This window comes from Mesorhizobium sp. P2_B5 (assembly GCF_056404775.1).
Window position 1 is genome coordinate 333,282 of the sequence record NZ_JBFUDJ010000004.1, and the last position, 24,855, is coordinate 358,136.

20 protein-coding genes are annotated in these 24,855 nt (G+C 65.5%); 8 read left to right on the forward strand and 12 right to left on the reverse strand.

Features of this window, described 5'->3' with window-relative positions:
• Positions 1-6: 6 nt before the first annotated feature.
• The 9 genes from AC1D1N_RS17255 to AC1D1N_RS17295 all read right to left on the reverse strand — a co-directional run bounded on the left by AC1D1N_RS17255 (position 7) and on the right by AC1D1N_RS17295 (position 9,126).
• Positions 7-852: a carbohydrate ABC transporter permease gene (locus AC1D1N_RS17255; protein WP_352557226.1), complete on the reverse strand. Its 846-nt coding sequence runs from the start codon at positions 850-852 to the stop codon at positions 7-9.
• Positions 849-1,694, reverse strand: a complete 846-nt coding sequence (locus AC1D1N_RS17260; RefSeq protein ID WP_352588974.1) for a carbohydrate ABC transporter permease — start codon at positions 1,692-1,694, stop codon at positions 849-851. Before AC1D1N_RS17260 ends, AC1D1N_RS17255 begins: the two co-directional genes overlap by 4 nt.
• A gap of 86 nt (positions 1,695-1,780) precedes the next feature.
• Complete coding sequence (locus AC1D1N_RS17265; protein WP_477349901.1) at positions 1,781-3,052, reverse strand: ABC transporter substrate-binding protein; 1,272 nt, start codon at positions 3,050-3,052, stop codon at positions 1,781-1,783.
• A 34-nt stretch (positions 3,053-3,086) separates the two neighbouring features.
• Positions 3,087-4,130, reverse strand: a complete 1,044-nt coding sequence (locus AC1D1N_RS17270) for a substrate-binding domain-containing protein (RefSeq protein ID WP_436258745.1) — start codon at positions 4,128-4,130, stop codon at positions 3,087-3,089.
• Positions 4,131-4,438: 308 nt separating this feature from the next.
• Positions 4,439-5,458: an isopenicillin N synthase family dioxygenase gene (locus AC1D1N_RS17275; RefSeq protein WP_436258744.1), complete on the reverse strand. Its 1,020-nt coding sequence runs from the start codon at positions 5,456-5,458 to the stop codon at positions 4,439-4,441.
• Between the two features lie 145 nt (positions 5,459-5,603).
• A complete protein-coding gene (locus tag AC1D1N_RS17280; RefSeq protein WP_436258743.1) occupies positions 5,604-6,260 on the reverse strand; it encodes a methionine ABC transporter permease in 657 nt (218 codons plus the stop codon).
• On the reverse strand, positions 6,241-7,332 hold the full coding sequence (locus tag AC1D1N_RS17285) for a methionine ABC transporter ATP-binding protein (protein ID WP_477349904.1): 1,092 nt from the start codon (positions 7,330-7,332) through the stop codon (positions 6,241-6,243). The genes AC1D1N_RS17280 and AC1D1N_RS17285 overlap by 20 nt, the downstream gene beginning before the upstream one ends.
• 83 nt (positions 7,333-7,415) lie before the next feature.
• Positions 7,416-8,270, reverse strand: a complete 855-nt coding sequence (locus tag AC1D1N_RS17290) for a MetQ/NlpA family lipoprotein (RefSeq protein ID WP_436258741.1) — start codon at positions 8,268-8,270, stop codon at positions 7,416-7,418.
• Between the two features lie 172 nt (positions 8,271-8,442).
• Positions 8,443-9,126, reverse strand: coding sequence for an SDR family NAD(P)-dependent oxidoreductase (locus tag AC1D1N_RS17295; protein WP_477349906.1), 684 nt, complete (start codon positions 9,124-9,126; stop codon positions 8,443-8,445).
• Between the two features lie 479 nt (positions 9,127-9,605).
• Between AC1D1N_RS17295 and AC1D1N_RS17300 the strand changes: the two genes are divergently transcribed.
• A complete protein-coding gene (locus AC1D1N_RS17300) occupies positions 9,606-10,721 on the forward strand; it encodes an anhydro-N-acetylmuramic acid kinase (protein WP_436258739.1) in 1,116 nt (371 codons plus the stop codon).
• Here the strand turns inward: AC1D1N_RS17300 and AC1D1N_RS17305 are convergent.
• The gene (locus tag AC1D1N_RS17305; protein WP_436258738.1) at positions 10,718-11,143 is read right to left on the reverse strand and encodes a GNAT family N-acetyltransferase; all 426 of its coding nucleotides are present in this window, start codon (positions 11,141-11,143) and stop codon (positions 10,718-10,720) included. The genes AC1D1N_RS17300 and AC1D1N_RS17305 overlap by 4 nt on opposite strands.
• 74 nt (positions 11,144-11,217) lie before the next feature.
• The gene (locus AC1D1N_RS17310) at positions 11,218-12,396 is read right to left on the reverse strand and encodes an MFS transporter (protein ID WP_436258737.1); all 1,179 of its coding nucleotides are present in this window, start codon (positions 12,394-12,396) and stop codon (positions 11,218-11,220) included.
• Between the two features lie 48 nt (positions 12,397-12,444).
• Here AC1D1N_RS17310 and AC1D1N_RS17315 point away from each other — a divergent pair, with 48 nt between their 5' ends.
• From AC1D1N_RS17315 to AC1D1N_RS17340, 6 genes are all read left to right on the forward strand, one after another.
• The gene (locus AC1D1N_RS17315) at positions 12,445-12,984 is read left to right on the forward strand and encodes an Lrp/AsnC family transcriptional regulator (protein ID WP_112565886.1); all 540 of its coding nucleotides are present in this window, start codon (positions 12,445-12,447) and stop codon (positions 12,982-12,984) included.
• 98 nt (positions 12,985-13,082) lie between these two features.
• Positions 13,083-14,495, forward strand: a complete 1,413-nt coding sequence (locus tag AC1D1N_RS17320; protein WP_477349909.1) for an SWIM zinc finger family protein — start codon at positions 13,083-13,085, stop codon at positions 14,493-14,495.
• A gap of 29 nt (positions 14,496-14,524) precedes the next feature.
• On the forward strand, positions 14,525-15,925 hold the full coding sequence (locus AC1D1N_RS17325; protein ID WP_477350102.1) for a DUF5691 domain-containing protein: 1,401 nt from the start codon (positions 14,525-14,527) through the stop codon (positions 15,923-15,925).
• A gap of 19 nt (positions 15,926-15,944) precedes the next feature.
• Positions 15,945-17,024, forward strand: a complete 1,080-nt coding sequence (locus AC1D1N_RS17330; protein WP_112565895.1) for an ATP-binding protein — start codon at positions 15,945-15,947, stop codon at positions 17,022-17,024.
• A 3-nt stretch (positions 17,025-17,027) separates the two neighbouring features.
• Complete coding sequence (locus tag AC1D1N_RS17335; protein WP_477349912.1) at positions 17,028-19,277, forward strand: DUF5682 family protein; 2,250 nt, start codon at positions 17,028-17,030, stop codon at positions 19,275-19,277.
• A 2-nt stretch (positions 19,278-19,279) separates the two neighbouring features.
• Positions 19,280-20,509, forward strand: coding sequence for a VWA domain-containing protein (locus tag AC1D1N_RS17340; protein ID WP_477349914.1), 1,230 nt, complete (start codon positions 19,280-19,282; stop codon positions 20,507-20,509).
• Between the two features lie 25 nt (positions 20,510-20,534).
• Here the strand turns inward: AC1D1N_RS17340 and tssH are convergent, their stop codons facing one another.
• Entirely contained in the window at positions 20,535-23,351 is a 2,817-nt protein-coding gene (gene tssH / locus AC1D1N_RS17345; RefSeq protein ID WP_477350104.1) for a type VI secretion system ATPase TssH, read from the reverse strand.
• 325 nt (positions 23,352-23,676) lie between these two features.
• On the opposite strand from tssH, the gene tssA reads away from it, so the two are divergent.
• Positions 23,677-24,855, forward strand: coding sequence for a type VI secretion system protein TssA (gene tssA, locus AC1D1N_RS17350; protein WP_477349916.1), 1,179 nt, complete (start codon positions 23,677-23,679; stop codon positions 24,853-24,855).

The following is a 24,855-nucleotide window of genomic DNA, read 5'->3' on the forward strand; positions in this document are numbered from 1 at the left end:
CGCGTGTCATCGGTTGGCGATCCCCCACATGGCGAACAGATATTTGCGGACGGCGAAGATGAAGATCAGCGCCGGCACGACCAGAGCCGCGCCACCGGCGAATTTGAGGTAGAGCGGCGACTCGCCGAGGCTTTGCAGAAGGAAAGCGGTCAGCGTGCGGTTCTCGATGGTGAGCACGGCAGCCGCAAACACCTCATTCCAGGAGATGGTGAAGGCAAACACCGCCGACGCCGCGATGCCGGGCAGCGCCAGCGGCAGGATCACCTTGCGAAACGCCTGCAGCCTGGTGCAGCCAAGCGTCCAGGCGGCCTCCTCCAGTTCGACCGGAATGCCTGAGAACAGTGAGAAGGTGATCAGCACGGCGAAGGGCAGCGCCAGCGTGGTGTGGACCAGCGCCAGGCCGATCGCGGTGTCGTCGAGGCCGGTTCGGATGAACATCACCGCCAGCGGCAGCGCCAAGAGCGGAAGCGGGAAAGCCCGCGTCATCAGCACCAGGAAACGGAACGTGCCCTTGCCCGGGAAATCGAAGCGCGACAGCGCATAGCCGGCCGGGGCGCCGAAGCCGATCGACAGGATCATCGTCAGCGTGGCGACCAGAACCGAGTTCCACAGCGCCCTGGCGACGCCGGCGAAATTGATGAAGAACGACAGGCTGCCGGTATCGAAGGACGGGAAGAAGCGCTTGGGGAAGGCGGTCACTTGTTCGGGCGACGACAGCGCGTTGACGATCAGGAGATAGATCGGCAGCAGCACCCAGACGCCAAGCAGGATGACGGTGGCGATCAGCAGCCAGTCGCCGGCCTTACGGGCATCGGCGCTTGCGGCGGCTGGGGTTTGCGTGACCGCACTCATATGCGCGCCTCCTTGGGCACGCGTAGCACCCTGAGGAAGAACAGCGTGAAGCCGATCGAGATGGCGAGAATGAGCAGCGCCGAAGCGGCGGCGACATTGCGGTCCTGCAGCGTGAATTGCCAATTGTAGGTCTCGCCCATCAGCACGGGCAGATTGGTGCCGCCAAGGGCGGCGACGACGGCGAAGACCTCGAAGGCGAGGATGACGCGCAGGATGATCGCCGTCTGCAGGCTCGGTCGCAGCAGCGGCAGCGTGATGCGCACGAAGCGCTTCCACGGGCCGGCGCCGAATACTTCCGCGGCTTCGTAATATTCCTTGGGGATCAGTCCCATGCCGGCGACGAGGATGACCATCATGATGGCGGTGGCGCGCCAGATCTCGGCCAGCGCCACGGCGATGAAGATGGTGAGCTTGCTTTGGTAGCCGAGGAACATGATCGGCCTGTCGACAACGCCGAGGTGGGAAAGCAGCGTGTTGAGGAAGCCCGACTGGTCGAAGATGGCGAGCCAGATCAGGCCGGCGGCAAGATCGGAAATGCCGAGCGGAATGGCGAAGATATAGAGCGCTGCACTGCGCCCCGTCTCCAGTCGCGACACCACCGAGGCCATCAGCAGCGCCATGACGAGCTGGATCGGCACGACGATGGCTGCGAGCAGCAGCGTGTTGCGCACCGTGACCGGGAATTTCCAGCTGCCGGCCATGGCGCGGAAATTGTCGAGGGTGAAGGCACCGTCGCGGGTCACCGCTTCGAAGGCGACCAGCACGAAGGGGTAGAGGAAGAAGACGCACAGGAACAAGGTCGCCGGCATCAGCAGCAGATAGGGCAGAGCCTTGCCGTGCATGGTATTGATCCTTTGCGATCGGATAGCGCGGTCTGGGCGCCCGGAGTGCAACAAACTCCGGACGCCCCCTCGGGAGGATCTGATTGTTACTCCACCGGGCAAGCGCCCGTGGATGGCTTGTCGGGCGCCCAGCATGGCGCCTTGGCCTGGTCGATCAGCGCCTTGAGCGCTGTCGCCTGCTCTTCGAGCACGCCATGCACGTCCTCGCCGCCGAGCACGATGCGCTCGAAGGAGTCGGTGTAGACCTGGTTGAACTTGCCGCCGAGATCGCCAAGGCCCATCGGCAACAGCGCCGGCAGCGCATCGGGCGCGCCGGTCATGGTGGCGATCGCCGGGCCGAAGGCCTTGACCGAGGCCGGCATGTCGTCGGGCAGCTTGACGTCGATGACCGGGAAGAAATTGGTCGCCTTCAGCGTCGCGATCTGCGTCTCGGGCTTGAGCATATAGGCGACCAGCGCCTTCGCCTTGTCGACATCCGGCGAGGTCTTGGGGATGGCGACACCGGCAACCACCGGCATGAAGCCGCGACCGGCAGGACCCGCAGGCGCCGGGAAGGCGACAAACTCGTCCGGCTTCTGGTTGAAGGCATCGGCAAGCCGCGCGACATGGTCGAACGCCACCCACACTTCACCCGACAGCAACGGCTCCTGCATGAAGGCATAGTTGGTCGAATTCGGATTGGTGTACTGCCAAAGCTCCTTGAACCTGTTCCAGGCGGTCTCGGCCTCCGGCGAACGGAACTTGGTCACCATCGAACCGGTGTAGGACGGATAGAGAAAGCCTTCGAAGAAACGGTGCTTCAGCCCCTTCGGGCCGGCGGGAAAACCGAATTTCGGCGAGCCGGTTTTCTCGGCGATGTTCTTCGACCATTCGATCAACTGGTCGTAGGTGATGGTGTTGAGATCGACGCCTTGCGGCAGATATTGCAGCGCCTGCTTGTTGGCCGCCATCAAATAGGTGGCCTGCATCCACGGCATGTATTTCTGCTCACCGGTGCCGAGCGTGCCGAGCTTCTTGTAGGCCTCGTTGACCTTGACGCCGCCGACATCGACAGCGGATAGATCGACAAGGTTGGCACCGACGGTGGAGAAGTCGCCATGCAGGCCGCCAAGCAGGCCGATGGTGCCGGTGCCGGCCTGCAGTTCGGCCTGCAGGCGGGTAAGCCAGGGACCGTCCTCGGCGACCTGATAGTCGACGGCGCCGTCAAAGCCTTTCAGCACCGCGTCGCGCATCTTCTGGGTTTCCTCGACCGGGCGCGCCTGCGTCGACCAGAACAGCACCTGCTCCGCCTGCGCGGCGCCGGCGGCTAGCGACAGCGCCAGCGCGGCGCCCGCCAATGTCCTCAACATCTTCATCATGGTCTTCCTCCCTATATGCGCCGACGTTGCGGCGTCAGCGTCTTGCCTGCGGTGCTGGGCCATGGCTCGCCCGCGACACCAGCGTCGGCCGGATCAACCGCGTCAGCGGCGCGGCAGGCCGTTCGGCGATGACGGTGAGCAGCATGTCGGCGATCTCGCGCGCGCATTGGCGGATCGAGGCGTCGAAGGTGGTGAGGCCGGGCGGCGCATAGGCCGAGGCAACGACATTGTCGAAGCCGATGACCGAGATATCGCGCGGCACGCTGAGACCGGCGCGGGCCGCCTCCTCCATCACCGTCAGCGCCAACTCGTCGAAAAGGGCAATGACAGCGGTCGGCTGGTCCGGTCCTTGCAGCATGCGGTTGATCGCCTGGATGCGGGCGCCGCGATCGAAGCGCGGCGCCGTCGCCACGTGGAGGCGCACGGATGGATCGCCGCGGCGGCCGATGGCGGCGGCAAGGCCATCTTGCCGCAGATGCCGGAAGGTCATCGGCTCGGAAATCGTCACCAGGCCGAAATGCCGATGGCCGAGATCGTAGAGCATGTCGAAGGCCTCGCCGAAGGCATGCGCGCCATCGGTGTCGAGCCAGTTGTAGGCAAAGTCGCTGTCGAGCAGGCGGCCGTGGGCGACGAAGGGAAAGCCGCGCTGGCGCAGGTAGGCGAGGCGCTCGTCGACCTCGGCGATGCGGGTGACGACGACGCCGTCGGCGCGTCCGGATTCGACGACATGGCGCAGCACCGACAGTTCGGAATGGCCAAGCGCCGCGGTGGCGAGGATGAGGTCGGCGCCATGCGACACCAGCCCTTCGCCAAGCCCGGTGATAAACTCGCCGAGGAAGGAATCGACCAGATTCGGGCCTCTGACCGGCAGCACCAGTCCGACGAAGCCGCTGCGGCCGGAGACAAGCGTGCGCGCTGCGGTGTTGGGGACATAGCCGGCCTGGCGTGCCGCCTGCGCGACCCGCTCGCGCGTCTTCAGGGCGATCTGCTCATGCCCGGCGAGTGCCCGCGACACCGTCGTGATCGACAGGTCAAGGCTCGCCGCTAGCTCCTTCAGCGTGGTGACGCGGGGTGGCAACTGTTCCTCCCGGAAGAGTAGTTGAAACGTTTGTAATGCCCTCTGGGAAAATTGCAAACGTTTTAAATCGCCTCTGAAAGCGGAACAGCTGTGTCGAAAATCGGCGAAACGCTTGGATAAAAAAGGCCGGGCGCGAAAGCGGCCCGGCCAAAAGAAGGCCAAGAACCTTCAGAGGGGAACACCGTCCAGCGGAATGGGAGGAGACCGCCAAACGATAATTCCTATATGCGCACATTCGCTGCGGTTGACGACGAACGGCTTTCTAAAACAACGCGAGATTCAGAAATTTCGTTCTCGTCGTCGAAGATTCAGCCGGCTGAGGTGCCAGTCTCGAGCAGATCGGCATAGTGCCGGCGCGCCACGTCGGGATGGGAGCGCAGGCGGCTCTTCAGCACGTTGGTGCCGACATAGCGAAACAGCGGATTGTCGGGATCGCTGGCCGGCCCGCGCGCCTCAGCCGCCAGCTCCTCGGACAGGTCGAGCAGCGGGATGGTCGCGTCGAGTCGGGCGCTGAAGAAGAAGGGAACCGAGATCCGCTCGACGCCAGCCGGCGGCGTCACCACGCGGTGCACGGTCGCGCGGAGATAGCCGTTGGAGGCCAGTTCGAGCAGTTCGCCGATGTTGACCACCAGCGTATGGGGGAGCGGATCGACATCGACCCAGCTGCCGTCATATTCGACCTGCAGGCCCTTGTTCTCATCCTGCAGCAGAAGCGTCAGGAAGCCGCCATCCTTGTGCGCGCCGACGCCCTGGTCGTCGCCGGTGGCGTCGCGGCCGGGATAGCGAACGATCTTCATGCGATGGTTGGGCTCATTGCGGTAGATCGGATCGAAGGCGTCCTCGGCCTGGTCGAGCGATAGAGCGAAAGCCCTGAGCAGACGGATCGCCACGGCGGTGGCCTTGGCCTGCCATCCCAGCAGCGCCGGCTTCAGTTCGGGCAGTATAGACGGCCACTGGTTCGGCCCTTGCAACCGCGTCCAGGCGGGCACGCCGGGGCCTTGCGGGATGGCCGGGCGTTCGACGCCGATGTCGAGCTGTTCGCGCCAGTCGGCCTTGCCTTTGGTGAGCTCTCCGCCGGCGCGTGTATAGCCGCGGAACTGCGAGGACTTGACCATTTCGATCGCCAGCTTGTCGGCTTCCGGCAAGGCAAAGAACCGGCGCGCGGCGTCGAGCACCTCGGCGGTATCCGCAGCCGATATGCCGTGGCCGGTCAAATAGAAGAAGCCGACGTCGCGCGCGGCCGTGCGCAGGTCGAACAGAAACGTTCGATGCTCCGAGGCGCCCTGTTCGAGGCGGCTGAGATCGAGCACGGGTACGATCCTGGGCATGGTCAAGCTCCTTGTTTGCCGGCCCCGCTTTCACGGTGGCACGCAGGCTGGTCCAATCAAAGCAATGCGCAATCCAATCTCGAGGCGAATGAAGAAAGCCGGCGCTGCCTTTTGCAGCCGACGGGCAAAGAATGTTCGCGGCCGCTCATACGCGGCGATCCAGCTTTGCGACCAGCCGGTCACCGATCCACTGGATGCCGCAGACGAGGATGATCAGCACGATGACCACGGCGACCATGACGCTGGTCTCGAAACGCTGGTAGCCATAGCGGATGGCGAGATCGCCAAGCCCACCGGCGCCGATGGCGCCAGCCATGGCCGAGGCGCCGATCAGCGTCACCAGCGTCACTGTGAACCCGGCGACGATGCCGGGCAGCGCCTCCGGCACCAGCACCTCGCGGATGATCGTCCAGCGATTGCCGCCCATGGCGCGCGCCGCCTCGATCAGTCCACGATCGACTTCGCGCAGCGAGACTTCGGCGATGCGGGCATAATAGGGCGTCGCGGCGATCGACAGCGGCACGATGGCCGCCCAGGTGCCGATCGAGGTGCCGACGATCAGCCGCGTCACCGGGATCAATGCCACCAAGAGGATGATGAAGGGCACCGAGCGAAAGCCGTTGATGACGGCGCCGAGTGCGCGGTTCACCCATATGTTTTCAGCAATGCCGCCGCGCTCTGTGGCGATCAAGGCCAGACCGAGCGGCAGGCCGAAGACCAGCGAGATGAGACCGGAGGCGGCGGTCATCAGGACCGTCTCCCAGATCGAGCGCAGCAGAAGCTCAAACAGAACCGGCGACATGGCCAAGCACCTCCACCCGCGCTTCGCGGGCCTTCAGGAAAGCGATTACTTCAGCGAGATGGCGGGCATCGTTGCCCGCCACCGCCACGAACAGCGTGCCGACAGGCTGCTGCTGGACATGGTCGATGCCGCCATGGACGAGGCGGAATGGACCTGGCACCGCAACAGCGAGATCTGATAGCAGTGGGCCCCGCGCGGCTTCGCCTGATACATCGATTCTGAGGATGAGCTCGGCGCCGGCGCCCGGAAGAAGCCGAACGGCAATCTCGACCGGTAGCTGCGGGCGGATGGCGCCGAGCAGGCTCCTGGTGATTTCGGAATGCGGCTCGGCAAAGACCGACCACACTGGGCCCTGCTCGACGATGCGACCGGCATCGATCACGGCGACGCGGTCGGCGATCGAACGGATCACCTCCATCTCGTGTGTGATGAGCAGGATGGTCAGGCCGAGCTGCCTGTTGATGTCTTTCAGCAAAGCCAGGATCGCGCGTGTCGTCTCCGGATCGAGGGCCGACGTCGCTTCGTCGGAGAGCAGCAGCGCCGGCCGCGCGGCCAGCGCCCTGGCAATGCCGACGCGCTGCTTCTGGCCACCCGACAGCGAGGACGGGTAGGCTTTGGCCTTCTCCGACAGGCCGACGAGATCGAGCAGTTCGGCAGCACGCGCCAGGCGCTCTGCCTTGGGACGGCCCTCGATCTTGAGCGGCAGCGCGACATTGTCCTCGACCGTCTTGGCCGACAAAAGGTTGAAGTGCTGGAAGATCATGCCGATGCGCCGCCGCAGCGGCTGCAACTCACGCTCGCCAAGCCGACCGATCTCGCGGCCCTCGATGAAGACCTCACCGGAATCCGGCCGCTCCAGCCCGTTGAGGCAGCGGATCAGCGTCGACTTGCCGGCGCCGCTGCGGCCGATGATGCCGAGAATCTCTCCCTTGCGCACCGTCAGCGAAACGCCGTCGAGCGCAGGCGTCGCGCCGAAGCGGCGCTTCAGGTCGACAAGGCGGACGACATCCTCCTGCCCGGCGGCAGATATGTGGACCGGATCGGCCGTTGCGGCCGTGACGTGCTGGTTCATCTCACTGTCCGTTTCAACGGCGCTCAAATGCGACAGCGGCCCGCTCAAAAGCGGGCCGCCTGTTCCTGAAAGCCAGGCGCCGATCAATAGGCGCTGATCCCGGTGCCCTTGTAGACCTTGTCGAACTCGGCCTTGACCGCCTCGTTCTGGTAGGACGCGACCAGCGTCTTCACCCAGGCCTCGTTCTCATTGCCGGATTTGACGGCGATGAAGTTGCGGTAGGGATTGTCGGCCACCGGCTCCTGGGCGATGCGGCTGTCCGGGCCGAGGCCGCTCTTCAGCGCCCAATCGGTGTTGACGACCGCCGCGTCGAGATCCTCGACCGAGCGACCGACAATGCCGGCGTCGAGCTCCTTGATGACGACCTTCTTCGGGTTCTCGGCAATGTCGGCGGTGGTCGCCAGGATGCCGGTGCCGTCCTTCAGCTTGATCACGCCTTCGTTCTGCAGGACGCGCAGCGCGCGGCCTTCATTGGAAGGGTCGTTGGGCAGGCCGATGACGGCGCCTTCGGGCAGGTCGGCGACCTTGGTGTACTTCTTGGAGTAGAGACCGATCGGCCAGACGCCGGTATAGCCGACGCGCACGATATGATAGCCTTGCGTCTTGATCTGGTTGTCGAGATAGGGCTGGTGCTGGAAGGCGTTGGCGTCAATCTCGCCGCGCTCGAGCGCCTCGTTGGGCTGGGTGTAGTCGTTGAACACCACGGTCTCGATGGCCAGGCCCTTTTCGGCGGCCTGGGCGACGACGACGCGCCAGACGTCCTCATCCTCGCCGCTGATGATGCCGACCTTGATCGCCTTCTTGTCCTCGGCGAAGGACGGCGTCGGCTGGGCCAGGCCGACAAGTGTCACGGCCGAGGCGAAAAGTGCCGCAAGGGCAGCTCGCCGGCTGATGGCCGAAAAAAGAAGAGAATTGGAAGCGTTTCCGCGTTCGGACATTGTCGATCCCTCGTAATCCTGAAGTCATTGCGGCTTGGTGGAATACCAAGCCTTGACGACATCATCGGCAATGCTGTCTGCCGGATCAAAGAACCGCATTTCTTCTCAAACACGAAGCTGGGAATATTCTCTCAAAGATTTCACGTTCGCGAGAACGGCCACGCCCGGTCGATCAGAATGTCTCGACCCAGGGCCGCAGCTCGACCTCGAAACTCCATGCGCTGCGATGCTGGCGATGGACCGCGAAATAGGTCTCGGCGATCGCATCGGGCGACAGGTGGCTATCCGGCCGCTCGGACGTCCGCCCGGCCGCCTCGATCTGGCCGTCGATGATGAAATGCGCGACATGGATGTTTTTCGGGCCGAGTTCACGCGCCATGGATTGCGCCAGGCCGCGCAGGCCGAATTTCGGCATAGCGAAGCCGGCCGAGTTGGCAAAGCCCTTGATGCTGGCGGATGCGCCGGTGAACAGGATCGAGCCCGAGCCGCGCGAAAGCAGCCGCCGCGCCGCCTGCTGGCCGACCAGGAAGCCGCCATAGGCGCCGACGAGCAGCGCCTGCTTGACCGCATCGGCATCGATCTCGGCGATAGGACCGCGCGTGCGGCCGCTGGCATTGAAGACGGCAAGCGCCAGCGGGCCCTGCTTGTCAGCCGCCTCGAACAGGCTGGCGACGGAGGCCGGATCGGCGACATCGGTTTCGACGGCGAGCGCTCCGGTCTCCTCGACCAGCGCTGCGAGCTTGCCCGTGTTGCGGGCGGCCAGCACCACGCGAAAGCCTTCTTTGGTCAGAAGGCGGGCCAGCGAGGCGCTCAGGCCCGCGCCCGCGCCGGCGATCACTGCGACTTCGGATGGCATGTGGTTTCTCCCTGGCGATTGTGTACGGACTTCGGCATATGCCGATGTCGCTCGTCCCATAGCTGGCGTCTTGAGCCGCAAGAGACAAGAACGGTGTTGCTCCATTTTCGCTGTTCGGCGAAAAAGGCTGCCGGCATACCATCAGGATCCAAAGCAATCGCCTCGGACAGGTGGCCGATGTCAGCGCCGCCCCTCATTGCCCTGCCGGGCATTTCTCCCCGTATAGTGACGGGGAGAAAGGGCTGACCGCAGCCTCGGCGCCCTTTTTGCAACGTTGGAGATTGGCGAAATCATCAATGAGAGCGCCCCTCTCCCCGTCACTATACGGGGAGAGGATGCCGGCAGGCAGGTGAGGGGCAGCGCTAGCGCCGGGGGAATTCAAATCCTGAAACGCTTGCCTTGATCAATACAGGCAAAAGACTTGCCTGCCCGACCGATCCGTCCGACACGTGGTTCAACGGCGATTCGAGAAAGCGACCATGGAACCAATCTGGGCCGTCGGCCTGATGACCGGCACCGTGCTTGACGGCAATATCGACGTCGCGCTGATCAAGACCGATGGCGAGCGTATCGCCGATTTCGGCACCTATACGCTGGCCCCCTACCCCGCAGAGATTCGCGCCCTGCTGGAGGAGACGCTGCGCCAGGCCAGGGCGTGGAATTTCGACGGGCCGGAGCCGGCGATCTTCGGCGAGGCCGAAGAGGCGCTGACGCGGGCGCAGTCGGCGGCGGTGAAAGACCTTGTCGAGAGCTACGGCCTGACCATGACCGATATCGGCGTGGTCGGCTTTCACGGCCAGACCGTGCTGCACCGCGCCCCGCAGCCGGGACGGCGCGGCGATACGCGCCAGCTGGGCGATGGCGAACTGATGCATTCGATCCTCGGCGCCAAGGTCGCATACGACTTCCGCTCGGCCGATGTGCGCGCCGGCGGCCAGGGCGCGCCGCTGGCGGCTGCCTATCACGCGGCGCTGCTCAGGGAAGCGGACGCGAGCGGCGATACCGCAGTGCTCAATCTCGGCGGCGTCGGCAACATCACCTGGTGGGACGGCAAGGACAACATCATCGCCTTCGACACCGGTCCGGCCAATGCGCCGCTCAACGATTTCATCAAGGTGAAGGGTCTCGGCGAGATGGACCGCGACGGCAGGCTGGGTGCAGCCGGCACCGTCGACGAAGCGCGGCTGGCCAGATTGCTGCAGCATCCGTATCTGACAAAACCTTACCCGAAATCGCTCGACCGCTTCGACTTCACCGCCGATATGGCCGACGGCCTCAGCGCCGAGGACGGTGCGGCGACGCTGGCGGCCTTCACCGTCTCGGCCGTCGGCAAGGCGCTCGACCTGTTGCCGCGCCGGCCGAAGCGGCTGGCGGTCAGCGGCGGCGGCCGACACAACCCGACGATGATGGCGATGCTGGCGAGCCGCGGTGGCGTCGAGGTCATCCAAGCCGAAACGCTGGGCTGGAAGGGCGATGCGGTCGAAGCCGAATGTTTTGCTTTCCTGGCGGTGCGCGTGCTGCGCGGCCTGCCGATCAGCTTTCCCAGCACCACCGGCGTGCCGCAGCCTATGCAAGGCGGAAGGCTGGCGGGTTAGGCCACCAGCTTCTTCTGCAGAAAGATGCGGCTGCGGCCGACGGGAAAGTCCGGCAGTTCGCCGAAAGGCCGGTAGCCCTGCCGCTCATAGGCTTTGGCCGCGACGGGATTGAAAGTGTCGATCCAGGCGTTCTGACAGCCGCGCTTGACTGCTTCGCGTTCGGCGGCATCCAGCATGTCGCCGGCGATATGCCGGCCGCGCAGGCGTTCGTCGACCCAGAGCCATTGCACATAGAGCCAGCCCCAGGCGGTGTAGCCTGAAATGCCCGCGACGACGGCGCGGTCCTCGTCGCGCACGAAGACGGCAAGCGCTTTGCGGCCGGAGGCGCCGACATCGCCGTCATTGAACGCCGTCAGCCGCTCGGCCAAAAAGGTGAGTTCCTCTGGCGAGGGATCGGCGGTGGTCTCAAGCGTCGTGTTCATCCTGATACGGCTCGCATGGTGAGCCGAACCTCTAGCGAAGGACAGGACAGGGACGCAAGCTTTGCCGCCGCCGCTTATGCCCTGACGGGCGAACGCCAGGTCCCCGCCGCGGCTGCAACCAGCATCAGCAAGGCCGCGACGATCGCGCAGGCGGCAAAGCCGAATGTCGAATAAAGCGGCCCGAAGCTCGTGGTGCCGATAAAGACCGCGAGATAGGTGACCGAGCTGTTCAGTCCCATGATGGTACCGCGGCGCGACGGATCGAGCGCGGTCAGGCGCATCACCAGCACGTTCAGACCGAAATGATTGGCAAGGCCCCATATGGCGATCATGGCCAGGATCAGCGCGAAATTGCTGCTTGCGAGCGCAATCGCGACATAGACGGCGGCGACCAGCAGATAGGCGAAAGGCATGACGCGTCGCGCGCCGATGCGGTCGATGACGCCGTCGAGAAAGGCTGCCGTGCCGAAGCCGGCGCCATAGGCGAGAGCGGCGAGCGCATTGGCGCTGACGGGCTCACCGAGATCCTGGTGCAGATGATCGCCGAGATAGCCGTAGACGCCGTAAAAGGCGGTCATGAAGGCGGTGCAAGCGATCAGCAGCGGCACGATGCCGGGAATGGCCAGCGCACCGAACGGCGTCGGCGCCGGGCCGCTCTTCCTGACGTCGCTGAGCGAGGTCATCGACAGAGCGGCGAGCGCAATTGCCGAAAGCACCGCGACTACCGCGAAGACGGCGCGCCAATGGACGAGATCGGCAAGCACGGCCGACAGCGAAACGCCGGCGACCATGGAGACCGTCCAGCCGGTCAGCACGACGCCGATCGTGCCACTTTCGCGGCCGGGCGGCGCGATCGCCGCCGCACTGGCATAGATTGCCGGCATGGCAACGCCGGCGGCAATGCCGGCAACGGCTTGAGCCGCGACCAGCGCGATCACGGTCGGCGCCAGCGCACTGGCTAGAAGTGCAACCGCCAGCAACAGCAGCGCGCCCTGCAGCATGCGGCGGGCGCCGACGCCGTCGATATAGCGGGCGAGGAACAGGGCGCTGGCCGAGGTGCCGAGACCGAATGCAGCCGACGCGGCCATCACCGCCGGCACGCTGGTGCCGAAGGATGCAGCCACTGCCGGGGCGATCGGACCCAGAACCAGTGAGTTGGAGCCGATGACGGCGATGCAGCCGGTCAGGAGATAGGCCAGCGCCGGGATCGGCGCTGTTGTTGGGAGCGTTGCTGCTTGATGCGCGTTCGTCATAGGGGCATACTGGCCGAATTAAATTCCGCGACAACAAGGAATTTCGATATGGATGAAGAAACAGATGGTGTTCTGCAGAACAAGCCTGTCGCCCGCGAGCTGGACGCGATCGACCGAAAAATATTAGGCGTGCTGGTCGACGACGCCACGGTCAGCTACGCTGAACTCGGCGAGCGGGTCTGCCTTTCGCCCCCGGCGGCGCATGAACGGGTGAAGCGGCTGCGGCGCAGCGGCGCCATCCGTGGCACAGCCGTGATCATCGACCCCAAGGCGGTGAAGAAGCCGCTGCTTACCTTCGTGCATATCGACACCAAGGGTTGGGGCAAGACGCCGGAGCTGATGGCGGTTTCCCAATATCCTGAGGTCGAGGAGATCCATTCGGTGGCCGGCGACACCTGCATGCTGCTCAAAGTCCGCACCGAGGACACCAGGGCGCTTGAGGGCTTGTTGGCGCGTCTCTACGAAACGCCCGGCGTCACCTCGACGCGAAGCTATGTCGTGCTGTCGACCTATCTCGAACGGCCGGTGCAGCCGGGCGTCACGACGGAATGGCCAACGCCCCGGCACATGGCAACGCCGCTGTACTAATCTGGGCCATCTTTGTCTTGCCGGAGCCACAACAATCCTTCACAAACGGCACCCTATACTGATTTCAGGCATTGATTTGGGGTGACGAGAGGCGCGGCTTGGAATTCGACCTGAAAACCATCGAGGCGCTGGCCCCCGATCAGGCGTCGCTGAGCGCCGCCTCGAAACTCACCAAGCGTTCGAACTGGCCGAGGCTGGAGAAGAACGAGCAGCAGGCGCTGATCTGGGGGGAATGCCAGGGCTCCGGCTCCAATCCCTATCGCACCGTGGTCGACACTGGCGACCACGGCTACAAATGCACCTGCCCGTCGCGAAAATTTCCGTGCAAGCACACGCTGGCGCTGATGTGGATCGCCGCCACCGCGCCCGCCAGCTTCACCGCTGCCGAATCGACGCCGGAGTGGGTGAATGACTGGCTTGGCCGGCGCCGGAAGACGACGGGCCAGCCGGCCACTGCAACGCCGGGCGCGGGGGCCGGCGCGTCCGGCAAGAGCATCGGTGAGGCCGCGCAGCCGGATGAAGTCACCGCAATCGAGGACGCTGCCGCAGCGGAGCGCCGCGAGGCGGCACAGCGCAAGCGGGCGGAAGACACGCGGACAGCGGTGGCGGGAGCGCTGGACGAACTCGACCAGTGGATCGCCGACCAGTTGCGGCTCGGCCTTTCCGCCTTTGCCGATGCCAGCAGCGAGCGCTGCCGCCGGATCGCCGCCAGGCTGGTCGACATGAAGGCGACCGCGCTTGCCGGGCGCATCGACGAGATACCGGCGCGGCTGATGGCGCTGCGCAGCGAGGAACGGCCGGATGCAGCGATCCGCGAACTCGGCAAGCTGGTGCTGCTGGCCAAGGCCTGGCGCTCGGCGCCCGATGATCCGGAGCTCAAGCGGATGGTGTCGGCGTCCGAGACCCGCGACCAGGTTCTGGCCAATCCCGATGCAAAACAGGTCGACAGCCATTGGGAAGTCATCGGCGAGAAGATCGAGACCCGCCGCGACGGTCTTGTCAGTCATTCGACATGGCTGCTCGACCTCAAGTGTCCGACACCGCAATTTGCGCTGCTGCTCGATTTCTTTCCCGCCTCGGCCGGCCGTCGCTCGGCTGCGTTCACGCCCGGCGACCGGTTCGATGCAAGGCTGGTGTTCTATCCGTCGCGCCAGCCGCTGCGGGCGCTGGTGGCGGAGCGCAAGGGCGATGTCGTGTCCGGGGCGTGGCCGGATTTCGGTCTCGACACAATCAAGGATCCGCTCGCCGCGCATGCATCGCATCAGGACGCAGCGCCATGGTCCACCGACTGTCCGCTGATGCTGCCGGCCGGCGCCATCCTCCTCGATGAGCGCGGCGCGGCCTGGTGGCAAGCGGCGCACGACCCGAAAGGGATTGCCCTGCCTGTCGCCGGAACCGTCGATCAGACCGTACTTGGCCTCGATCTCACGGCCACGGCAGCACTTTGGAACGGTGCGCGGCTCGATCTGCTGGCCGCGCAAAGCGGCTTCGGGAGACTCGACCTGTCATGAACGAGCTCGAGCAGACCGGCCTGGCGACGATGCGCGACTGCTGGATCACCGGCGGGACCACATTCGATCTGGCGCCGGCCGCATGGAAGGAAATCGCCGCCGGCGCAAGCCCGGACGAACGCGAACGGCAACTGCTTGCGATCGCGGCGCAAGCGCTCGACGTCGGCTTGCGGCCCGCCGCGCCGAAGACATTGAAGCGGCGCCCGCCGCTGCCAAGGCTTGGCCTGCCACTGCTGCCGGAGCGATTGCGACCACTGTTGCGGGCAGCCCTGAAGAACGCCGCCGATGCACGGCGCAAGGCGCGCGTGGCCACACTTGTCGCCAGCCGAGGCTATGTGCTCCATCCGATGGACTGGATGCCCCCGGCATCGGATCAGAGCAGCCCTGACGTCTATGCGCCGTGGATCGACTGGCAGGCCAGCGTGGAGTGGCTGAAGATCGCCCCGCAGGAGCAGCTGACGGTGCAGAACTGGGATGACTTCTATCCTGCCGCGCGCCGCATCGCGCTGGGCGAGATGCGCCGCCGCGATCCGGCGGCGGCCCGTTCGCTGATTGAGACCAAGGCGCCGGGCGAACCGGCGGAAGTCCGGCTTGCACTGATCGAACTCATGCATTTCGGCCTGACGCCCGCGGATGCGCCGTTCCTGAAAAGCCTTGCCGCCGACCGCTCCGGCAAGGTGCAGGAACTGGCGGGCCGGCTGCTGGCAAGGCTGGGTGAGCACGGCCGCGCCGGCGACGGCGGAGCCGACGATCCCGTTGCCGAACTCGCCGCCTTCATTGCAGAAGGCAAGTCCGGCTTCATCCGCCGCCGCACCACCTACACGCCGGCAAAGCTGAAGTCGGCGGCCCAAGAAAGTCGTCGCGTCGACCTTTTTGCGAGCTGCTACCTGGTCGACCTTGCCGCGCGCTTCGGTAAAACAGAATCCGATTTCATCGGGGCATGGCAATTCGGTGTCGACGACAGAGCCGATCTGTCTCTCGTTCGGATGGTCGCGGTATCCGGCAGCGATGCCACGGTGGCACTGTTGGCAGATACGCTGGCCGCCGAGGGCGGCAAATCGGCATTGTTTGTCTTCCACCTCATGTTGCGTTTGGACAGCGGCAGGAAGCGTACTCTGATCAGGCAGATCCTGAAGGACGCGCAGAATCTTGAAGCGCTCAACCTGGTCGAAGGCGCCGAAACAAGCTGGTTAGAATGGGACGATCTGACAAATGGCAAGGCGCTGTCGGCACTGCGCTCCAAGGTTGCGGGAAACGAGGAGCCCGCGAAGCGAAGCGCAGACCACGCCCTGGAAACGATAGGCTTTCTTGCCACTGCGGCGACAGCGGAACGACTGATCGGCGACATTGTCGCGGCAGGCATGCCGCCGGCGGCGGCGTCACTCGCTTTCCTGCGCCTTAATGCAGCCCTGACGGGAACAAACACATGAGCAATCGGAGAACAGCACAATGAACGCAGCCATCCGCCTCCCCGTCGAGCAGGCCTATGCGTCCGAACTGCAGGCGCTGGCGCGCAATGACGACCGCCAGAAGCCGGCGGGATGGAGCCTGTCGCCAAAGGCCGTGCTGACCTATCTGCTCGGCGGCAAGGCCAGCGACGGCACGGTGATTTCGCCGAAATATGTCGGCCGTCGCAGGCTGATGGAAACCGCGGTGGCGACGCTCGCCACCGACCGCGCGCTGCTGCTGCTCGGCGTTCCCGGCACCGCCAAGTCCTGGGTGTCGGAACATCTCGCCGCCGCCATCATGGGGGACTCGACACTGATCGTGCAGTGCACGGCCGGCACCGATGAGAACCAGATCCGCTATGGCTGGAACTACGCGCAGCTCTTGGCCAAGGGACCGAGCCAGGAAGCGCTGGTGCCGACGCCGCTTTACCGCGCCATGGAGAGCGGCAAGCTCTGCCGGCTGGAGGAACTGACGCGCATGGGGTCGGACGTGCAGGACACGCTGATCACCGTGCTGTCGGAAAAGATGATGCCGATCCCGGAACTCAACACCTCGATCTACGCCCAGCGCGGCTTCAACATCATCGCCACCGCCAACAACCGCGACAAGGGCGTCAACGAACTGTCCTCGGCGCTCAAGCGCCGCTTCAATGTGGTGGTGCTGCCGCTGCCCGAAGACATGGCCGAAGAGGTGGCGATCGTTTCCAAGCGGGTCGACGAGATGGCCGGCGGGCTCGACCTGCCGGTGCCCAAAAATGTCGGCGAGGAGATCGCCCGCGTGCTGACCATCTTCCGCGAGTTGCGCTCGGGCGCGACCGCTGACGGCAAGGTGACGCTGAAGACGCCTTCGGGCTCGCTCTCGACCGCCGAGGCAATCGCCACCATGGTCGGCGGCCTCAGTCAGGCGGCATGGTTCGACAGCGGCAAGCTCGGCGCCGAAGGCCTTGCCGCCAGCCTCGTCGGCGCCATCATCAAGGACCCGGTTCAGGACAAGGTGGTGCTGGAGGAATATCTCGAAACGGTGCTCAAGAAGCGGCCGGACTATGCCGGCTATTACGCGGCGCTGAACGCAGCGATCTGAGGCATGAGCGACGTCGCCTATTTCGGCATCCGCCATCACGGGCCGGGCTCCGCCGCCAGCCTGGTGCAGGCGCTCCGGGAGTTGCAGCCGGTCGCGGTGCTGATCGAAGGGCCGAGCGACGCGTCATCCCTGCTGCCGTTCCTGGCGCGTCCGGAAATGCAGCCGCCGGTGGCGCTGCTTTGCTATCCCGAGGACGATCCGGCCGCGACAAGCTTCTGGCCATTCGCCGAGTTTTCGCCGGAATACCAGGCGGCGGTGTGGGCGGTGGAGAACAAGGCGGCTTTGCGGTTCATCGACCTGCCGTCATCGGCGCGCTTCGCGTCGGCGACGGAGAGCGCCGACAAGACCGATGAGGCCGACAAGGCCGAGCCCAAGGAGGAAACCGGCGAGGATGGCGAGGCGGCTTCGCATCGCGATCCGATCGGCACACTGGCTGCGGCCGCCGGCTATGAGGACGGCGAGAGCTGGTGGGCCGACATCATCGAGCAGAACCCGCAGCCGGGCCCGATCTTCGCGGCCATCGCCGATGCGATGACGACGCTGCGCGATGGCGAAGGCACGATCGCGCCGTTCGAGGCCAAGCGTGAAGCGCATATGCGGTTGGAAATCGCTGCCGCGCGCAAGGAGTTCGACGGACCAATCGCCGTCGTCTGCGGCGCATGGCACGTACCGGCCTTGCAGGCCGCGCACACGCAGAAGAACGACCAGGCGCTGATCAAGGGAATTGCCCGGCGCAAAAGCACGATGACATGGGCGCCATGGACGGGACCGCGCCTGGCGCTGGGCTATGGCTATGGCGCCGGTGTCGTTGCGCCGGGCTGGTGCAAACATCTGTGGCGCACGCGCGAGCGGCGCGATGCCGCGACGCTTTGGCTGGCGATGATCGCGGCGGTGCTGCGGGCGAAGGGCCATCTGGTCTCGACGGCGTCGCTGATCGAGGCCGAGCGGCTTGCCCGCACGCTGGCTGCCATTCGCGACCGGCCGAAACCCGGCTTCGAGGAATTGCGCGACGCGGCGATCGCGGCGCTGTTCAACGGCGAAGCGGTGCTGTGGTCCCTCGTTGAAGCCGAGCTGCTTTTGGGCGCGGATGTCGGCGAGATCCCACCCGACACGCCGCTGGCGCCGCTGATCGAGGATCTGCAGCGTAACCAGAAAGCGGCACGGCTGAAGCCGGAGGCGCTGGAGCGCGAACTGTCCGTCGATTTGCGCAGCGAAAGCGGGCTGTTTCGCTCGACATTGCTGCACCGGCTGAACGTGCTCGGCGTACAGTGGGGCAGGCTGGCCGACGCCGGCCGCAGCCGCGGCACCTTCCGCGAAAAGTGGACCCTGGCCTGGGAGCCGGAATATGCCGTGCGCCTGGTCGAGAACCTGATCTATGGGCCGACCATCGAAAAGGCGGCCAATGGCCGCCTGATCCAGATGCTCGGCGCCGCGGCCAGCCTCGACGCGCTTGCAGCGCTGGTTCAAAGCGCCATCACGGCTGACCTGTCCGAGGCCGCGAGCGCCGGTCTTGCGGCGCTGGAGGCACGCGCCGCGCACAGCAGCGAGTGCCTGGAAATCCTGGCCTCGGTGCCGCCGCTTGCCGACATCATCCGCTACGGCGAGGCGCGCAAGACCGAAACCAACCGGTTGTCCGGTTTGTTGGAACGGCTGATCGTCGAGGGCGCAATCGCCTTGCCTTATGCGGTGCGCGACCTGGACGAACAGGCCGCCACGACATTGGTCGGCGCGGTGCGCAAGGCGGACGCGGCGATCCGCTTGGTCGAGCCCGGCGAAGGCGTGCTCGATGCCTGGCGCAACGGGCTGACAGGCGTGCTGGAGGGGCAGCGTTCGACGGCGTTGCTCGCCGGCTGTGCCGCGCATCTCCTCTACGAAGCCGGCCAGCTGTTGGCCGAGGACGCCGCCGGACTGCTCGGGCGCAGGCTGTCGCCGGGGACGCCGGTTGCACAGGCGGCGGGTTTCTTCGAAGGTTTCTTCAGCACTGCCGGCCAGCGGCTGATCTATGACGAAGGTCTGCGCGGCGCCGTCGATGCGTGGCTCAAGTCGCTCGACGAGGACGCATTCATCGCGCATCTGCCCCTGCTGCGCCGCGTCTTCTCCAATCTGGACAGCATGGAGCGCCGGCGGCTGATCGAGGCAGTGCTCGGCCGCACCGCAAGGCTGCCGGCCGGCCTGACGCCGGCGCCGGATGGCGGCGAAGGCTGGCGCCGGCACCTGGAGCGGCTTGGCCCCCTGCTTGCGAGCGGAGCGTGACGATGGAAGACGAGAAAGACGCGGATGGCGCCGCCGCATCTGTCGATGGCGAGCGCGAGCGCCGCTGGCGGCTGGCGATCGGCGCCGATGACGAGGCTTCCTCAGCCCTTTCCAGCGACGACAAAAAACTGTCGTCGGCGCTCGATGCGCTTTACGGCGATGGCGCCAATGCCGATGCCGACCCGCGCAAGCGGCGTGGCGGGCTCGGCCGCTCGGCGCCGCGCGTGGCGCAGTGGATGGGCGATATCCGCTCCTTCTTTCCAGCACAGGTGGTCCAGATCGTCCAGAAGGACGCCTTCGAACGGCTGAACCTGAAGCAGATGCTGATGGAACCGGAATTCCTCAAGGCCATCGAGGCCGACGTCAATCTCGTCGCCGACCTGATTTCGCTGCGCTCGGTGATGCCGGCCAAGACCAAGGACATTGCCCGTACCATCATCGCCGACATCGTCGCCAAGCTGATGCAGCGGCTGGAGCAGAAGACCGCCGAGGCGATCCGCGGCGCGCTCGACCGCTCGCGGCGCACCAACCGCCCGCGCCAACGCGACATCGACTGGCCGCGCACCATCTCGGCCAATCTTCGCCACTACCAGCCCGAGCACAAAACCATCGTGCCGGAAAAACTCGTCGGTTTCATGCGCAAGCAGCGCCGGCTGGTCGATCTCGACGAGGTGGTGCTGTGCGTCGACCAGTCCGGCTCGATGGCCAGCTCGGTGATCTATGCCTCGATCTTCGCCGCTGTCATGGCGTCGCTGCCGGTGGTGCGCACCAAGCTGGTCTGTTTCGACACGGCAATCGTCGATCTGACCGAAGAGCTCAGCGACCCCGTCGAAGTGCTGTTTGGTGTGCAGCTCGGCGGCGGCACCGACATCAACCAGGCGGTCGCCTATTGCGCCGACCGGATCGAGCGGCCGACCAAGTCCCATTTCGTGCTGATCACCGACCTCTATGAAGGCGGCAACGGCCAGGACTTGCTGCGGCGGCTGGCGGCGCTGGTGCGATCCGGCGTCAATGTCGTGGTTCTGCTGGCGCTGACCGATCAGGGCCGGCCGGGCTACGATCCGGCGATGTCGGCCTCGGTCGCAGCACTCGGCATACCGGTCTTCGCCTGCACGCCGGACCTGTTTCCCGACATGATGGCGGCGGCATTGCGGCGCGAGGATATCGGCGCCTGGGCGGCGGGCGCAGACATCAAACTGATCCGCGCCGAGACGGAGACACCGCAACAATAGAGCCGGCACAGGCTCGCTGTGGCACCTATTCGAACGAATAGGCAAACCCGTCCGCGGAAGCGCTGACCGTCACCTTGGTCATCTTCTCGCCGTCGAGCGAACGGTTCAGCACGCCGCGGCTGAGTTCCGGCAGCAGCGTGTTGGTGAGGATGGCGTCGATCATGCGGCCGCCGGACTCGATTTCGGTGCAGCGCGCCTTGACCAGCGCCATGACGCCGTCGCCGATCACCAGTTCGGCGTCGTGGCTGGCGCGCAGCCGCCGCGCGATCTTGCCGAACTGATGGCGGGTGATGGCCTCGATCATCGAATCCGACAGCGGGTAGTAGGGAATGGTCACGACGCGGCCGAGGAAGGCCGCCGGGAATACCTTCAGCAACGGGGCGCGCAAGGCTGCGTCGAGGCCGTCGAGCCCTGCCCTCACCGTGCCGTTCTGGGTCCGCTCCATGATGACTTCGGAGCCGACATTGGAGGTCAGCAGGATCAACGTGTTCTTGAAGTCGATGCGCCTTCCCTCGCTGTCATCCATCATGCCCTTGTCGAAAACCTGGAAGAAGATTTCGTGGACATCGGGATGGGCCTTCTCGACCTCGTCGAGCAGGATCACCGAATAGGGTTTTCGGCGCACGGCCTCGGTCAGGATGCCGCCCTTGCCGTAGCCGACATAGCCGGGCGGTGCGCCTTTCAGCGTCGAGACGGTGTGCGCTTCCTGGAATTCGGACATGTTGATCGAGATCAGGTTCTGCTCGCCGCCGTAAAGTGTTTCGGCAAGCGCCAGCGCCGTCTCGGTCTTGCCGACGCCCGACGGGCCGCAAAGCAGGAACACGCCGACCGGCTTTTCCGGCGCGCCAAGGCCGGCGCGGCTGGTTTGCACGCGCTTGGCGATCATCTCCATCGCGTGGTCCTGGCCGACGACACGCTCGGACAAAGTCTCGGCGAGCTTGAGCGCCTTCTCGGTCTGGCTGGACAGCATTCTCCCCGTCGGGATGCCGGTCCAATCCTGGACCACGGCAGCCACCGCATTGCGGTCGACGGAGGGCAGGATCAGCGGTGTCTCGCCCTGCGCCGTGGCAAGCTCGGCCATGAGTTCACGCAGCCGCACGAGATCGGCGGCCGGGTCGGCTGGAGGGGTGTCGGCAACCGCCGCAGCCGTTCCAGCCTTGGCCTTGGATTTTTTGCTCTTGGCCGTTTCAGCCTTTGCCGTTTCAGCCTTGGGCGGCTCGACCCTCGGCACCTTGGTCTTTTCCGCGTCCGGCGCTGCCGTTTCGGCGTCGGCCTCGGCGGTTGCTACCTCATCGAGCGGCACGCCCTCGCCGCGCAGCCGCGCGCGCAATTCGAGGATCTCGGCTACCAGCGCCTTTTCGCGCTCCCAACGCTCCTCGGCGGCGGCGAGCGTCGTCTCGGTCTCAGTAAGTCCGGCTTCGACCCGCGCCTGCCGATCGGCCACCTCGATGCCGATCGCGGCTTCGCGGCCGATGATGCCGCGCTCGACTTCCAGCGCCTGGCGGCGGCGCAAAATGTCCTCGACCTCGGCCGGCGTGGCGTGCTGCGAGACCGCGACCCTGGCGCAAGCGGTGTCGAGCAGGCTCACCGCCTTGTCAGGCAATTGCCGCGCCGGAATATACCGATGCGACAAGGCCACCGCCGCCTCGATCGCCTCGTCGAGGATCTGCACCTCGTGGTGCTGTTCGAGCACCCCGGCGACGCCGCGCAGCATGAGAACGGCGACCGCTTCCGACGGCTCGTCGATCTTGACCACCTGGAAACGGCGGGTCAGCGCCGGGTCCTTTTCGATGTGCTGCTTGTATTCGGCCCAGGTGGTCGCCGCGATGGTGCGCAGTTCGCCGCGCGCCAGCGCCGGTTTCAGCAGATTGGCGGCGTCGCCGGTTCCAGCCGCACCGCCGGCGCCGATCAGCGTGTGCGCCTCGTCGATGAACAGGATCACCGGCGTTTCGGAGGATTGAACCTCGTCGATGACCGCCTTCAGGCGCTTTTCGAACTCGCCCTTGACGCTGGCGCCGGCCTGCATGAGGCCGACATCGAGCATGCGCACGCTGATGCCTTGCAGCGGCGGCGGTACGTCACCCTGGGCGATGCGCAAGGCGAAGCCCTCGACCACCGCGGTCTTGCCGACGCCGGCCTCGCCGGTCAGGATCGGGTTGTTCTGCCGGCGCCGCATCAGGATATCGATGATCTGCCGGATCTCCGGGTCGCGGCCGACGACCGGATCGATCTTGCCGTCATGGGCGCGCTGGGTGAGGTCGGTGGCGTATTTGGCCAGCGCGGAATCCCCGCCCGGGGCCCGCCGTGGCGCCTCGGCGGCGGGAGGAGCCGCAGCCGCAGCGCCGGCTTCGAGTGAACCCCCCACCACCTCGGCGAAGCGGGCGATGACCGCGTCGGCGTCGATCTTGTCGAACTCGGCGCTGATCTTCGACACCAGGCCTTCCAGCACCGGCGTCTTCAGGCAAGCGAGGACGATATGGCCGCTGCGCACCTCCTCCATGCCGAATTCCAGCGTCGCCAGGTTCCAGGCTTCCTGGATGGCGTGGAAGATGTGGTCGGAAAATTCCTCGATCGAGGTGGCGCCATAAGGCAGTTTGTCGACAGCCCGCGTCATGTCGCTGGTCAGCCGGCTGGCATCGATGCCGGCATCGGCAAGGATCATCTGCACATCCGAGCGCTCGGACAGCACCAGCTGCTCGATGAAATGGACAAGTTCGACGTAAGGATTGCCGCGCAGCTTGGCGCTGTCGGCGGCGGCCTTGAAGGCGCGCAGGCAGACCGGATTGAGCTTGCCCACCAGTTCCTTGCGTTTGAAACCCTGCGATGACCGGCGCTGTTCCATCGAACGTGCTCCTGCAATCTGCCCGTCGACAGCCTGCCACATAAGCAGCCGCTTGACAAAGCGCGTCATTCAGCCGGCCGCTTCCCGTTGTGGAAAGTCCCGCGCCACCAAATGCAGACAACCACGATTTTTTCCAATTCTATGCGATGCGCTTCACATACGGGGCTGGGCAAGCACGCCATAGATTGCGCCATTCGAGATGCAGTTGCACTGGCTCGCATTAGCGCCCGTTAACTTTTGAGCGGTTTGCCGAATTGTGGTAGGGTGCAACCGTGTGCTAACGTTGGGTCACGTACGGTTTTAGAGCCGGTCGCTGGGGGTAGCTGTGATCGATCTCGCACTCTGGCTTGCTCCGTTGGACGGTGAAAATCCGTCAGGCGGAGACTTGCGCAACGATCCGGCCTTTCACGAGCTCGAGCGCCTCACCGAGCCGCAGGTCAAGGTTGTCCATGACGGGCGCAACAAGCCTGCCGCGCAATCGACGATTCCCGTCGATTGGCCTGCCGTTCTTGGCAAGGCCGAGGAATTGCGTTCGCATGGCCGCGACCTGCGCCTGCTTGTCATCGTCGCCCGGGCGCTCGCCAATGAAGAAGGGCTCGCCGGGCTGGCACAAGGCCTGACGCTGATCGCGCGGACTTTCGAGGCCCATTGGGAGACGATGCACCCGGCGCTGCGGCCCGGCGGCCAGCCGCGCGACGCAGCCTTGCGCCGCCTCAACGCGCTGGCCGACCTGCAGAATAACCAGGACGGGCTGCTGGCGAACCTCAGGCAAATGGTTTTCTTCGCCCCACGACCCATGGGGCCGATCACTGGACGCGATCTGGAACAGGGCGCGCTCGACGACCGCGTCATGCTTCAGGAAGCGGCGTCGGGATTGAATGCCGCCGAAAAGGCAGCGCTGGTCAGCGCGCATGGGCAGCTTCTGAACCGGGTGGGCAGCGGATGCGCCGCGCAGCTGGATCAGGCCGGCGAACAGATGAATGCACTGATCGCCGATACTCACGCCGCGATCGGAGCGCTCGACGCGGTGGACACGGCGCTGAATGCCCGTCTTGAAGGCCACGGCGCGGCGGTTCCGGACCTGAAGCGCTTTTTGCAGCGCGTGCTGACGACGTTGGAACGCAACACGGCGGTGGAAACGACGGCCCCGGCGGCGACGAATGGCGCTGCCAGCCCGGCGCCTGCCACGGCAAGCCCGGCAATGCCGGCCAGAAACGGTCATGGAGCCGAGACGATGGCAAGCTACGCAGAGCCAAATGCGGGGCTCCCCGACAGGATTTCCTCGCGCGACGATGTGGTGAAATGCCTCGACCTTGTGGTGGCCTTCTACGACCGCACCGAGCCGTCGAGCCCGATCCCGCATCTCGCCCGCCGGGTGCGCCGCATGGTGCACATGGATTTCGTTGAACTGATGGAAGATCTCGCCCCGTCGGGGCTGAAGGAATTCCGGCTGCTCGCGGGCGTTCCCGACGCCAAGAAGACTGCCCAGAAGGATGAAAGGTAG

Coding starts and splice junctions, on each gene's coding strand:
- AC1D1N_RS17255 (WP_352557226.1), bottom strand. CDS start 852: ATGAGTGCGGTCACGCAAACCCCAGCCGCCGCAAGCGCCGATGCCCGT.
- AC1D1N_RS17260 (WP_352588974.1), bottom strand. CDS start 1,694: ATGCACGGCAAGGCTCTGCCCTATCTGCTGCTGATGCCGGCGACCTTG.
- AC1D1N_RS17265 (WP_477349901.1), bottom strand. CDS start 3,052: ATGATGAAGATGTTGAGGACATTGGCGGGCGCCGCGCTGGCGCTGTCG.
- AC1D1N_RS17275 (WP_436258744.1), bottom strand. CDS start 5,458: ATGCCCAGGATCGTACCCGTGCTCGATCTCAGCCGCCTCGAACAGGGC.
- AC1D1N_RS17280 (WP_436258743.1), bottom strand. CDS start 6,260: ATGTCGCCGGTTCTGTTTGAGCTTCTGCTGCGCTCGATCTGGGAGACG.
- AC1D1N_RS17285 (WP_477349904.1), bottom strand. CDS start 7,332: ATGAACCAGCACGTCACGGCCGCAACGGCCGATCCGGTCCACATATCT.
- AC1D1N_RS17290 (WP_436258741.1), bottom strand. CDS start 8,270: ATGTCCGAACGCGGAAACGCTTCCAATTCTCTTCTTTTTTCGGCCATC.
- AC1D1N_RS17295 (WP_477349906.1), bottom strand. CDS start 9,126: ATGCCATCCGAAGTCGCAGTGATCGCCGGCGCGGGCGCGGGCCTGAGC.
- AC1D1N_RS17300 (WP_436258739.1), top strand. CDS start 9,606: ATGGAACCAATCTGGGCCGTCGGCCTGATGACCGGCACCGTGCTTGAC.
- AC1D1N_RS17305 (WP_436258738.1), bottom strand. CDS start 11,143: ATGAACACGACGCTTGAGACCACCGCCGATCCCTCGCCAGAGGAACTC.
- AC1D1N_RS17310 (WP_436258737.1), bottom strand. CDS start 12,396: ATGACGAACGCGCATCAAGCAGCAACGCTCCCAACAACAGCGCCGATC.
- AC1D1N_RS17315 (WP_112565886.1), top strand. CDS start 12,445: ATGGATGAAGAAACAGATGGTGTTCTGCAGAACAAGCCTGTCGCCCGC.
- AC1D1N_RS17325 (WP_477350102.1), top strand. CDS start 14,525: ATGCGCGACTGCTGGATCACCGGCGGGACCACATTCGATCTGGCGCCG.
- AC1D1N_RS17330 (WP_112565895.1), top strand. CDS start 15,945: ATGAACGCAGCCATCCGCCTCCCCGTCGAGCAGGCCTATGCGTCCGAA.
- AC1D1N_RS17335 (WP_477349912.1), top strand. CDS start 17,028: ATGAGCGACGTCGCCTATTTCGGCATCCGCCATCACGGGCCGGGCTCC.
- AC1D1N_RS17340 (WP_477349914.1), top strand. CDS start 19,280: ATGGAAGACGAGAAAGACGCGGATGGCGCCGCCGCATCTGTCGATGGC.
- tssH (WP_477350104.1), bottom strand. CDS start 23,351: ATGGAACAGCGCCGGTCATCGCAGGGTTTCAAACGCAAGGAACTGGTG.